Here is a 12,074-nt window from a genome sequence, read left to right on the forward strand (position 1 = left end):
AATCTGCCAATCGGTCTTTTTGCATATTCAATTGATGCGTTTTTAATATTGACGCTTAAACGATTTTTGTTGGTGTGACAAAGATGGTTTTTTGTTCAAAGTAATTCACGAATCCAGGTTTACTTCCATTTGGTTTTTTCACATGTTTTACTTGCGTGTAATCAACGGGCACATTATTGGATTGGCTAAATTTTGAGAAGACTGCGGCTAATTCAGCTGCTTGGGTGATTTCAGCTTCACTAGGGTCACTAGTTTCTAAAATAACGTGTGAACCAGGAATATCCTTGGCATGGAACCAAAAGTGGTTTTTGTTGGCCTGACGCATAGTTAATTGGTCGTTTTGTTTGTTGTTTCGACCTACTAAAATCCGGTTACCTTCCGCAGTTTCATATTCACGCGGTTTAGCTGAGGCATTATTTGACCGTTTTTTCTTATCTTGCTTTTGCTTTTTAAGATAGCCTTGGTCAATTAATTCATCCCGAATATCCGCTAATTCGTTTGGTTCAGCGAAGTTCAATTGGGTTTGAATAGATTCCAAATACTGGATTTCAGCTTCAGCAACGACTTTTTGTTTTTCGATATGATTAATAGCATTCCGTAGTTTATTATACTTATGGTAGTATTTCTGCGCATTCTGTGACGGTGTCAAGGCAGGGTCTAAACTAATGGTAATGGGTTGATCATTGTCGTAGTAGTTGGCTAGTGTTACCTCAGTTTGGCCTTTTTCAATTTGATAAAGGAAAGTTGTCAATAATTCACCTTTTAACTGGAAAGTATCGGCCTTAGCCGATTTCTCCAAGTCTTGGTTTAAATTGGCCAACCGTTTATGTTGATGACTCAAATTCTTCTCAACGACTTGAATAATGGCATTACCCACTTGACGGACATAATCTTGCTTACTTTTCTCTGCATAATAAGCTGTTAATAAGGCACTCAAATTGTCATAATGACTTTCTTCCCCTGAAATTGTCGTGTAAGGGAAGACCAAGAAGTGTTGCTTATCATCTTGGACCACTAAGGTTGGATTCGGATTTTCAAAGCCCGCACAGAAGTCTTGAATCACTTGATAAGGTTTACGACTATCTTTTTCAATTAAACTTGCTAATTCAATTGCTGAATCACGACCTAGCCCCATGAGTTGACTCTGTAGGAACTTGGCCGTCATTAACGACTTGTCGCTTTCAAAGTTTTCGCCAACCTTAAAGGGATTAACCTGATTTTGGTTTGGGGGCAGTTGGTACGTCGCCCCAGGTAAGATCGTTCTAAAAGTATTTTGATACATAGGCACATGTTTGATGGCATCGATAATCTGTTTATCCTTATCTAATAAGAAGATATTTGAATGACGACCCATAATTTCAACAATCAATTGTTGCTGACTAGCGTCGCCTAATTCATCTCGTCTAGTTAAATTGAAGAGGATAATCCGGTCATTGTCGTACTGTTCAATGCTATCAATAATGTTCCCTTCAACGTACTTACGCAATACCATAGTAAAGTTTGGTGGGGTTTCTGGGTTATTATAAGCTTGTTCTGTAACTTGGATACGCCCAAAACTTGGATGGGCTGAGATCAATAATTTGTGGTTTTTGCGATTAGCGCGAATTGTTAAAACCAATTCCATCTCGTATGGCTGTTGGATTTTATGAATGCGTCCGCCCGCAAATGTTGTGTTTAATTCTTTAATCAGTGCATGGGTAAACATACCGTCAAATGACATGTAGGCACCACCTTCCTAGCATTTCATTATAAGGGTTATGGACGATTTTGGCAAAAAATGCGATTTTTTGCTGACAAGATTTTTTCTAGGCAAAAATCGCTAATTCCCAGATATAATGCTTGTCATTTTTCTCATGATTTGTTAATATTTGTTTAACGAGATATCAAAGACGAAGGGAGTCACTCAAATGTTAACTACTGTGCAAACAATGAAATACTGGCAAAGCCACATGAATTAGTTGTATCTGCACGAGTGCGCATAGATACAACTTCAGTTTTCTGGACTGTATTTATGTGGAGAAAAATTTGAGCCTTTCAAAATAACCCCCACATAGACATGATAGTAATGATTTACCAATCAACTATGTGGGACCTAGCGTCCTACAGTTTAGAGTAGGGCGTTTTTTATTGTCAAAATTAGGAGGAAAGACATGAAGAAAATTTCAAGTATGGGTGCGGTATTAGTGATTGCCCTTTTTGCATTATATCTTGTAATGCCAAACCTTATTGCAAAACGAGAGGGACTAGAGGCCGCAAGTCAAGAGGTAGATGAATCTCAATTAGTGGAAACAGAAGAAGACATCACTATTGGTTTATTACAATTTATCCAACATCCTTCATTAGACCAAATTAGAGATGGTTTCTATGATGGTATGGCTGAACGTGGCTATGTAGATGGTGAAAATATCACAATTGACTATCAAAATGGCCAAGGAAACCAATCTGACTTAGCCATGATTGCGAATGCCTTTCTTGCTGAAAATGCTGATATTTTAGTTGGTATCGCAACGCCAGCTGCGCAAGCATTAGCCAATGCCGCTAACGGCGATCGCCCGGTGATCTTATCTGCGGTATCAGACCCCGCTAACAACGGTTTTATCGCTTCTGATGAACAACCAGGGGCTAACGTAACAGGGGTTACAGATATGGCACCAGTGGCAGAACAATTTGATTTAATGCAAGACATTTTACCAGATATGGAAAATGTGGGCATCATTTATAACTCTTCAGAATCGAATGTAACGAAAACGGTTGGTGAAGCCAAGGGTGAAGCTGAGTCAAGAGGGTTGAACGTAGTAGAATCTACCATTACTTCAACAAATGATCTAGCGTCAGTCGCTGAACAATTAGCTGGCCAAGTGGATGTTATCTGGGTACCGAACGACAATACAATTGCTAGTGCTATGGATACCTTAATTCAAGTAACAGATGCAAACGGAATACCAGTTATTCCAGTGGTAGACGCTATGGTTGCTGATGGTGGGTTAGCGACAGTTGGTATCAACCAATATCAATTCGGTTTAGATACAGCGACAGTAGTGGCCGATGTCATTGAGGGCGCAGATACGGCAACTTATCCAATTATCTATAATGACAAAACAGATACCTACATCAATACAGCTAAAGCTGAAGAATTGGGCATTCAACTACCACAAGAATTGATTGATGCGGCCATTGATGTTAACAGTGACGAATACGCTGAATTGGTTGGAGAATAAGGAGGAGACCATATGGACATGATAATTAGTGCTTTTTCTCAAGGGACAATCTGGGCTGTAATGGGTCTCGGCATTTATATCACTTTTAGAATTTTAAATGCACCGGATATGACAACTGAAGGGTCGTTTGTACTAGGTGGTGCCATTGGCGCCCAGATGCTTTACTTTAATATAGATCCTTTCACGTCATTGTTGATTTCATTTTTAGCAGGTATGGCTGCAGGAGCTGTTACAGGTTTTTTAGTAACCCGCTTGAAAATTAATCCGTTATTAGCAGGGATTATTACCATGACAGGGATTTACTCAATCAACTTGAAAATCATGGGTAAGGCTAACATGTCTTTATCAACGGTGACGACTTTAAAAACTGCGATCGCTGGTTTATCCTTACCACGTAATGTAGATACCATTGTGATTGGTTTAATTATTGTAGCAACGATTATTTTCCTGTTAACTTATTTCTTTAAAACCGAAATGGGGCAAGCTTTGATTGCAACAGGTGATAATATGCAAATGGCTAAATCACTAGGGATTGAAACGTCAGAGATGACTATGCTTGGTTACATGCTAGCCAATGGATTGATCGCTGTGTCAGGTTATATTGTTTCTACTGATAATGGCTATGCTGATATTCAAATGGGTGTTGGTACTGTAGTAATTGGTTTAGCTTCTATTATTATCGGGGAAGTTCTATTCCGCAATGTGAAATTAGGCGTTCGTTTTATCACTATCGTAGTGGGCTCAATTATTTACCGTTTACTATTAACGATTGTCTTAATGATGAACTTTGAAGCGAATGACTTCCGTCTATTCTCAGCAATTATCGTTGCTTTATGTCTGGCTATTCCAACCATTCAAAATAAAGTGGCTGACTACCGTGAATACAGAAAGGTGGCTAAATAATGACGACCTTATTAGAAATTAACCAAGCGAGAAAAGTATTTAACAAACGAACACCGGATGCCTTTGCAGCTTTAGATAACTTATCATTAACAGTGGAAAAAGGCGATTTCATTACCATTGTTGGGGGTAACGGGGCAGGGAAATCAACCCTATTGAACGCCATTGCAGGTACCTTCCTGTTAGACTCAGGTGCCATCACATTAAACGATAATGACATTAGTCGTCTTGCTGAAGAGGACCGGGCTAAATTTGTTTCCCGCGTATTCCAAAATCCGTCAATGGGAACAGCACCACGTATGACCGTTGAAGAAAACTTATCATTAGCTTTAAAACGAGGACAAAAAAGAGGTTTAGGGTTAGCTATTAAAGATGACAATCGGAAACAATTCCAAGAGGCTTTAAGCCAATTGCATTTAGGATTAGAAAATCGATTGGATGCTGAAATAGGCTTATTATCCGGAGGGCAAAGACAAGCGATTGCTTTATTGATGGCAACTATCACTAAACCAGAAATTTTACTATTAGATGAACATACAGCAGCCTTAGACGCAAAGACATCTAAACGCATTTTGGAAATTTCATCTGACCAAGTAAAAGATCATAACCTAACTGCCTTAATGATTACTCATAATCTACAGGATGCCTTATTATATGGTAACCGGATGATCCTTTTACACCACGGTAAAATCATTAAAAATTTTAGTAAAGAAGAAAAAGACCATTTAACAGCAGGTGATTTATACCAAATCATGGCTGACTTGGCTGAATCAGACTATCAAGAACAAGAAAGTTCTATTTAACAAAAAAGCGTCACAGTCCAAATCCCAAATCATGTTGATGAGGAAGAGGGCGTGACGCTTTTTATATAAAAACGACTGAAGTTTTATCTTCAGTCGTTTGATTTCATTATGCTAATTTTGCTAAACGGTCTGGTTGGAAACCGTAGAAAGCTTCTTCGTTTTCTGCAACGATTACAGGTACAGCTTGGAAGCCCATGCCTTTAACTTCAGCTAATGCTTCTTCTGATTCTGTAACATCGATTGTTTGAAATTCGATTTCTTTTTCAGTTAAATATTTTTTTGTGAAATTGCATTGCATGCAATTTGGTTTTGTGTATACAGTTACCATGATTATCCCCCTATATATGCCACATGTAGTTGTGATTTATCTTATGAACACAATATATAGGGTTTATAGTCCTGAGTCAAGTTGTTTAGCTTAAATTATTTTTTACATCAACAGAACCTGAGCTAAAAGGTTGATGTATGGGAATTTTCAAATTTTTGAAAAATTCATGAGGATTTATAAGTGCAAATTTAGTACTTCATTCAATAAAATATCGAAACAACCAAGATTAAATTTTACCAAAAATAAGAGTGCTTGTCACTTGTAATTTGAAATCAGAGGGGACAATTGTATAATGAATCAAATGCTATCAAGAAATTTGGGAGGTAACATGTATGAAGAAAAAAGCGTTGGGACTAGTTGCAGCGGTAATGCTTGCGGCTTGTGGCACTAAAGAGAAAGCTACAGAAAAGGTCTTGAATATCCAATCCACAGATGAAATTCAATCAGCTGATACGGCCTTTGCGGCATCAAATATTGCAACAATCACTGCTAATATGAACTTTTATAACGGTTTGTACACTTATGATTTGGACAACCAATTAATTGCGGCAGATGCAGACGACATGCCGACAATTTCTGAGGATGGGACTGTTTACACCATTAAATTGAAGGAAACAGCGACCTGGTCAAACGGCGATCCCGTGACAGCCAACGATTACGTCTATGCATGGCGACGAATGGTGGATCCTGACTTAGGTGCGCCGTATGCTTATATGTTTGATGGCACAATCGACAATGCCACAGAAATCATGGCTGGCGAATTGGCTGTTAGTGAATTAGGCGTTCAGGCAGTGGACGATAAGACATTGGAAATCACCTTAGAAAATCCAGCAGCTTACTTTACCGACCTCTTGACCGTGCCTGCTTATTACCCGCAAAATCAGGAAGTCGTTGAAGCAGCAGGTGACCAATACGGGGCCACCAGTGATTCTGCCGTCTATAACGGTCCATTTGTTTTAACTGAATGGGATGCAGCGACTGGAAACACCTGGACTTTTGCAAAAAATGTTCACTACTGGGATGTTGACAATGTCAATTTAGATGCGGTTAATTTCCAATACCTACCTGAAACAGCTACCGCACTAAATTTATACGACTCTGCCCAATTAGATGTCATCGAATTAACTGGTAATTTTGCGGTCCAAAACCAAAATAATGAAGACTACCAAACTTATCCAATCCCGCGGACAAATTATATCGAAGTTAACCACGAAACACCGGGCCTAGACAACTTGAATATTCGCCGTGCCATCTATCAAGCCATTGACCGGGAAGCCTTTGTAGATAATATTTTACAAAACGGGTCAATCGCAAGTAACGGCTTTGTATCACGAGAAGTTGCCTGGAATCCGGACACAGATGCTGATTTCAGAGATGACGCAACGATTGAAACAGATTACGATTTGGAAGATGCCAAAGAAAAATGGGAAAATGGTTTGGCAGAGGCTGACTTTGACTCCTTATCATTGGAGATGGTTGCGGCTGATGATGAAGAAAGCCAAATTTTTGCGGAGTATATTCAATCGCAATTAACAGAAAATCTGCCGGGTATTGAAGTTATCATAAGGACTATGCCATCATCTGCTCGATTTGCAGCCTTATCTGATGGAGACTATGACTTAGGTGTTACTTTCTGGCAAGCTGATTTCGGGGACCCAATCAACTATTTAGAACGTTTTGATTCCACTATTACCCGCGGAAATTATCAATATGATGAATTGGATGAATTGGTGGCTCAAAGTCGCGCGCAGGCCCTTGATCCAAGTGGCAGATGGGAAACGCTGATTACGCTTGAAAAAGCTGGCTTAGATGATTATGCTGTTCAGATTCCAGTTTACCAGGCTATTCTAGAAAATCCACATGTGTCAGATATTAACCGACCAGGTCAATCTTATATCAACTATAGATGGGCCGATATTCAAACAGCGGAGTAGGGTAATGACAGATTATCTAACGTAAAAGACTATGCTTTCAATATTCCTTGTAAAAATGTTTATCATTTTGTCACAAAAAACTTTTCATCTTTAATGATTTTGTATATAATAAATACTGTTCTCATTATATTGTAATAATTTAGAACAGAAAGTAGGAATTTACATGAATGCACAAGAATATATTAAGGTCACTCAAGAAAAATGGCACAAGCAATACGAAGCTGAACCGGAATTCATCCAAGTTTTAGACGAATTCTTAGATTCTGTTGCGCCAGTAATTGAAGAGCATCCTGAATATGTAGAAAAAAACATTCTACAAGTTCTAGCGATTCCAGAAAGAATTATTTCTTTCCGTGTTCCTTGGACTGATGATCAAGGAAATGCTCAAGTAAATACTGGTTACCGAGTACAATTTAACTCAGCGCTAGGACCTTATAAAGGTGGGCTTCGTTTCCATCCTACAGTAAACCAAAGTATCCTTAAATTCTTAGGTTTTGAACAAATCTTTAAAAACTCACTTACTGGTCAACCTATCGGTGGTGGTAAAGGTGGGGCTGACTTTGATCCGAAAGGTAAGTCAGACAACGAAATTATGCGATTCTGCCAAAGCTTTATGACGGAATTACAAAAACATATCGGTCCAGATAAAGATGTACCAGCTGGTGATATCGGTGTTGGTGGACGTGAGATTGGTTTCTTATTCGGCCAATACAAAAAATTACGTGGCTTCGAAAATGGTGTCTTAACTGGTAAACCATTATTATATGGTGGTTCATTAGCACGTACTGAAGCAACTGGATACGGTGCAGTATACTTCTTAGATGAGATGTTGAAAGCTAAAAACGACACAATTGAAGGTAAACGTGCGATTATATCTGGTGCGGGTAACGTAGCTATCTACGCTGCTGAAAAACTTCAAGAACTTGGCGGTACAGCGATTTCAGTATCAGATTCAACAGGTTACATCATTGATGAAACTGGTATTGACGTAGCCCTTTTACGTGATGTAAAAGAAGTTCGCCGTGAACGTTTAACTGCATATGCAGAAGCTAAACCCTCAGCAAGCTATTTTGAAGGTTCTGTCTGGGACCACGAAATTGTAGCTGACTTAGCAATCCCTGCAGCTACACAAAATGAAGTGAAAAAACCACAAGCTGATCAATTAGTTAAAAATGGCGTGAAATTCATTTCCGAAGGCGCTAACATGCCTTTAGATGCACCAGCAACAGAAACATTATTAGCAAATGATGTTTATGTTGGACCAGCGAAAGCTGCCAATGCCGGTGGTGTAGCTGTTTCTGCTCTAGAAATGGCACAAAATAGTCAACGTCAAAGCTGGACTTTTGAAGAAGTTGACGGCATGTTACAAGACATCATGAAAAATATCTTCAGCGAGTCTAAAGAAGCCGCAAGCACATACGGTAAAGAGGATAACTTAATTGCCGGTGCAAACATTGCTGGTTTCAAAAAAGTTGCAGATGCAATGATTTCTCAAGGTTTAGTATAATTCAAATATATAACACATGATTTGTAAGCAAGAGGTTGGCTAATATGGCCAACCTTTTTGCGTATAAAGGGTTAGGCATATGCTTTTACTAGTGCTAGAATGAAAGAAAAGGGGTGATGGTTGTGACATTATCAAAGGTTGATTTGAATTTAACGGCTATTAAAAGTCTCATACCAATTCGTGACGAGCACGCCTATAAAAACCTGTTTGGTCATGTCCTGATTATTGCAGGGAACCGTGCCATGGGTGGTGCAGCTCAAATGGCGACTATGGCTACAGTCAATTCAGGCGCAGGTTTAACCACGATTGCAACTGATTCAGCTAACTTGCCTGCTATTCATACTGTTTTGCCGGAAGCTATGATCATCGATTGGGCGGATGTGTCAGCTATCAAGCAAATGATTGGTAAAGTAGATGTACTATTGGTTGGACCTGGATTCGGAATGGCTAACCCGGACTTATGGCAGCTAATCAAAAACATAATTGCATCTGCTAAACGCTCGTTGAAGATTATCTTGGACGCAGATGCTTTAAATTTACTGGCGGTAGATTTGGCAGAAGATGAAGAGAAGACAATCCAGGAATTACTTACCCCGGACAATCAACATGAAATCATTTTGACACCGCATCAAGGAGAATGGCGTAGACTGACTGCAGGAAAAATCCCGGCCGATGACCAAGCGAGCATTCAAAATTGGGTAGACCTAGAGGGTGCTACCCTAGTACTGAAAGGGTCATCAACGGAAATTTATGTGCCAAATGAGCGGGTCAGTTACCGAAATACTGGGGGGAATCCTGGCATGGCGACTGGCGGTATGGGGGACACGCTAGCGGGGATGGTTGCTGGTTTAGCAGGTCAATTAAACAAAACGGTGGATGCAGTTAAGCTAGGCGTTTTCTTGCATTCCTACATTGGAGACCAGCTGTATGAAGACCACTATATTGTCCTACCGAGTCAAATTAGCAAACGAATTCCTTATACAATGAAAGAAATCTCAAAAAAAGAACTTTAGATATAGAAATAGAAAGTGGGATGAAATGACAAGTAAGAAATTGCGATATACCAACCCTTCAGCGGGCATATTAATTTTAACCCGGAAATTGGATGGGCAAAAGCAAGTCCTACTCCAACACAGAGGGCAAACGGAAATGTTAGCGAATAAGTGGGACTGTATATCTGGGCACGTTGAAGCGCAGGAAACAGTACGCCAAGCCATGGTTCGAGAAGCTTATGAAGAATTGGGCATTCAAATTCAGGTAGATGATCTAACATTTGTAGGTTTAACCCACCTGCGTTTAGATGATGAAACGACTTACTATAATATATATCTGACGACAGACCGATTTATGGGTACACCCCAAATAATGGAAACCGATAAACATGATGATTTAAAATGGGTGAACCTGACTGATTTACAAGCTATGGCGGAGGCAATCGTCAAAAATCGCTATGAAGCCATTCAACATTTGGGGCAACCACCATTTTATTCAGAAGAAGGATTTGCATAAGAGGCCATAATGATAAGTATTTTATATGGAAGAGGATATGAATTTTGTTGTTCTCTTTTTTATTTGAAAGAAAATGATTGATTCTGGATGTTTTTGCGTGTATAATGGTTGTGGTATTGAGTAAGCGTTTGCATTCCCTTTACAAAATATTTATGTGAAAGGATTTCAAAAAAGTGTTATTAGAAGAACGAAAAACCATCATTTTAGATTACCTAAACCAGCATCATATGGTCGATTTGCAGACCTTAGTCACTATGACTAGTGCCAGCGAATCAACCTTGCGTCGTGATTTAGATAGTATGGAAGATGAAGGACTCTTAATTCGCGTTCATGGTGGTGCCAAATTGAAAAAGGGGGCTAATCATGTAATTGGAGAAGAACCCCGATTTAGTGATAAGGTACTCAATAATGCGAATGAGAAGCGAATCATTGCTCAATATGCAGTGAGTCTGATAGAAAAAGGCGAAACTATTTATCTAGATGCCGGAACAACATCCTTACTAATGCTTGATTTTATCACACCAGACATGCAATTAAATATCGTTACGAATGGTGTTGATCAAGCGATTGTCGCAGCTGGTAAAGGTTTGAATATCCAATTGTTAGGGGGCACCTTACGGGCTAATACCCAAGCAATTGTTGGCCAAAGCGCTCATAAACAATTAAAGAAATACCATTTTCACCATGTATTTTTAGGGATGAATGGTATCGATTTAAATGATGGACTGACGACAACTGACGAAGCGGAAGCCTTTTTGAAAGAGCAGGCAGCCAGTCAAAGTATAGACGTTCATGTCGTGGTTGACCAAAGTAAGTTTGAGAAGACTTATCCAATCACGGTTACCTTAGATTGTGAATTCCAAGTTGTTACAAATATTTTTAAAGATCGACATGCAAAAGAAGATTTTACTCAAGTATATAAAATAAAGGAGGTCAACAATTGATTTATACACTAACGTTAAATCCATCAATCGATTACTTAATGTACATTGATGAGATCCAAGCAGGGAAGACGAATAGATCAACGCGTGAACAGATGTTACCAGGTGGGAAAGGGATTAATGTATCCCGAATCCTAAACCAATTTGAAATACCCAATATTGCCTTAGGTTTTGTAGGTGGTTTCTCAGGAGAATTTATCCGCGAATGGTTGGAAAAAGAGGGGTCATCCACTCAATTTATCGAAATTTCTAGTCCATCACGTATCAATGTGAAGACTAAAGGAACAAGTGAAACAGAAATTAACGGAGCAGGCCCTGTCATCGATGAAGAGGCGATTAACCAATTACGCCAACAAATTCAAATGATGACTTCAGAAGACTTGATAGTCCTATCGGGTAGTAAAGCACAAGGATTACCGGAAGATTTTTACTTAAGCTTGATTAGCTTATTGAAAGAACGAGGTATTCCATTCATCTTCGATACAGCAAGCCAAGAATTAATCGAAGCCTTACCAATGGCACCACTTTTAGTCAAACCAAACCAGGATGAGTTAGGTGACTTATTTGGTGTTGAAATTAATTCACTAGATGACGTTGTTTTATATGGTAAGAAGTTACAAGAATTAGGTGCAGAAAATGTCGTTGTATCACTAGGTGGTGACGGTGCCTTATTTATTGACAAAGACCGTATTGTTAAGGCTGATGCACCTCAAGGTACAGTTATCAATACAGTTGGATCTGGTGACTCAATGATTGCCGGATTTGTTGCTGGATTACAGCAAGGTTTACCAGCTTCTCAAGCCTTTGTACTAGCGGTACAAAGTGGGAGTGCCACAGCATTTAAGGAAGACCTGGCAGAGAAGCAAGACATAGATGCCTTAAACGGGGCAGTCGGTCTATCATTTTTACATAAATAAAGTTTACAGTCGTAAAT

Annotated in this window: 11 protein-coding genes; 9 read left to right on the top strand and 2 right to left on the bottom strand. The window is 39.2% G+C overall.

The features are described 5' to 3' along the window. Window positions 1-55 precede the first annotated feature (55 nt). Window positions 56-1,720 carry an NFACT RNA binding domain-containing protein gene (locus ACFW0C_RS07225; RefSeq protein ID WP_378106522.1) on the bottom strand — a complete coding sequence of 555 codons (1,665 nt, stop codon included), beginning with the start codon at window positions 1,718-1,720 and terminating at the stop codon, window positions 56-58. Between the two features lie 430 nt (window positions 1,721-2,150). On the opposite strand from ACFW0C_RS07225, the gene ACFW0C_RS07230 reads away from it, so the two are divergent. The 3 genes from ACFW0C_RS07230 to ACFW0C_RS07240 are packed head-to-tail and all read left to right on the top strand — an operon-like array spanning window position 2,151 to window position 4,921. Next, on the top strand, window positions 2,151-3,218 hold the full coding sequence (locus tag ACFW0C_RS07230) for an ABC transporter substrate binding protein (RefSeq protein ID WP_378106524.1): 1,068 nt from the start codon (window positions 2,151-2,153) through the stop codon (window positions 3,216-3,218). Between the two features lie 12 nt (window positions 3,219-3,230). Continuing rightward, window positions 3,231-4,121: an ABC transporter permease gene (locus ACFW0C_RS07235; RefSeq protein WP_378106526.1), complete on the top strand. Its 891-nt coding sequence runs from the start codon at window positions 3,231-3,233 to the stop codon at window positions 4,119-4,121. Next, window positions 4,121-4,921 (top strand): ABC transporter ATP-binding protein, encoded by an 801-nt coding sequence (locus ACFW0C_RS07240; protein ID WP_378106527.1) that lies wholly within the window; start codon window positions 4,121-4,123, stop codon window positions 4,919-4,921. Before ACFW0C_RS07235 ends, ACFW0C_RS07240 begins: the two co-directional genes overlap by 1 nt. A 106-nt stretch (window positions 4,922-5,027) precedes the next feature. Here the strand turns inward: ACFW0C_RS07240 and nrdH are convergent, their stop codons facing one another. Further along, the gene (nrdH, locus tag ACFW0C_RS07245; protein WP_378106528.1) at window positions 5,028-5,249 is read right to left on the bottom strand and encodes a glutaredoxin-like protein NrdH; all 222 of its coding nucleotides are present in this window, start codon (window positions 5,247-5,249) and stop codon (window positions 5,028-5,030) included. Between the two features lie 332 nt (window positions 5,250-5,581). Here nrdH and ACFW0C_RS07250 point away from each other — a divergent pair, with 332 nt between their 5' ends. The 6 genes from ACFW0C_RS07250 to pfkB all read left to right on the top strand — a co-directional run bounded on the left by ACFW0C_RS07250 (window position 5,582) and on the right by pfkB (window position 12,057). Beyond that, on the top strand, window positions 5,582-7,183 hold the full coding sequence (locus ACFW0C_RS07250; protein ID WP_378106529.1) for a peptide ABC transporter substrate-binding protein: 1,602 nt from the start codon (window positions 5,582-5,584) through the stop codon (window positions 7,181-7,183). Window positions 7,184-7,346: 163 nt separating this feature from the next. Beyond that, entirely contained in the window at window positions 7,347-8,690 is a 1,344-nt protein-coding gene (gene gdhA, locus ACFW0C_RS07255; protein WP_378106531.1) for an NADP-specific glutamate dehydrogenase, read from the top strand. Window positions 8,691-8,806: 116 nt separating this feature from the next. Then, a complete protein-coding gene (locus ACFW0C_RS07260; RefSeq protein WP_378106533.1) occupies window positions 8,807-9,703 on the top strand; it encodes an NAD(P)H-hydrate dehydratase in 897 nt (298 codons plus the stop codon). Between the two features lie 25 nt (window positions 9,704-9,728). Next, the gene (locus ACFW0C_RS07265) at window positions 9,729-10,199 is read left to right on the top strand and encodes an NUDIX domain-containing protein (RefSeq protein ID WP_290491443.1); all 471 of its coding nucleotides are present in this window, start codon (window positions 9,729-9,731) and stop codon (window positions 10,197-10,199) included. A 173-nt stretch (window positions 10,200-10,372) separates the two neighbouring features. Next, on the top strand, window positions 10,373-11,143 hold the full coding sequence (locus tag ACFW0C_RS07270; RefSeq protein WP_313552372.1) for a DeoR/GlpR family DNA-binding transcription regulator: 771 nt from the start codon (window positions 10,373-10,375) through the stop codon (window positions 11,141-11,143). Then, complete coding sequence (gene pfkB, locus ACFW0C_RS07275; protein WP_378106536.1) at window positions 11,140-12,057, top strand: 1-phosphofructokinase; 918 nt, start codon at window positions 11,140-11,142, stop codon at window positions 12,055-12,057. The genes ACFW0C_RS07270 and pfkB overlap by 4 nt, the downstream gene beginning before the upstream one ends. The last annotated feature ends 17 nt before the right edge of the window (window positions 12,058-12,074 follow it).

Source organism: Aerococcus sp. NPDC058936 (genome assembly GCF_042741995.1).
Classification (GTDB): domain Bacteria; phylum Bacillota; class Bacilli; order Lactobacillales; family Aerococcaceae; genus Aerococcus.

What these genes read in the sequence shown, in the direction of transcription:
- ACFW0C_RS07225 (WP_378106522.1), bottom strand. Translation starts at nt 1,720, where the DNA reads ATGTCATTTGACGGTATGTTTACCCATGCACTGATTAAAGAATTAAAC.
- ACFW0C_RS07230 (WP_378106524.1), top strand. Translation starts at nt 2,151, where the DNA reads ATGAAGAAAATTTCAAGTATGGGTGCGGTATTAGTGATTGCCCTTTTT.
- ACFW0C_RS07235 (WP_378106526.1), top strand. Translation starts at nt 3,231, where the DNA reads ATGGACATGATAATTAGTGCTTTTTCTCAAGGGACAATCTGGGCTGTA.
- ACFW0C_RS07240 (WP_378106527.1), top strand. Translation starts at nt 4,121, where the DNA reads ATGACGACCTTATTAGAAATTAACCAAGCGAGAAAAGTATTTAACAAA.
- nrdH (WP_378106528.1), bottom strand. Translation starts at nt 5,249, where the DNA reads ATGGTAACTGTATACACAAAACCAAATTGCATGCAATGCAATTTCACA.
- ACFW0C_RS07250 (WP_378106529.1), top strand. Translation starts at nt 5,582, where the DNA reads ATGAAGAAAAAAGCGTTGGGACTAGTTGCAGCGGTAATGCTTGCGGCT.
- gdhA (WP_378106531.1), top strand. Translation starts at nt 7,347, where the DNA reads ATGAATGCACAAGAATATATTAAGGTCACTCAAGAAAAATGGCACAAG.
- ACFW0C_RS07260 (WP_378106533.1), top strand. Translation starts at nt 8,807, where the DNA reads ATGGTTGTGACATTATCAAAGGTTGATTTGAATTTAACGGCTATTAAA.
- ACFW0C_RS07265 (WP_290491443.1), top strand. Translation starts at nt 9,729, where the DNA reads ATGACAAGTAAGAAATTGCGATATACCAACCCTTCAGCGGGCATATTA.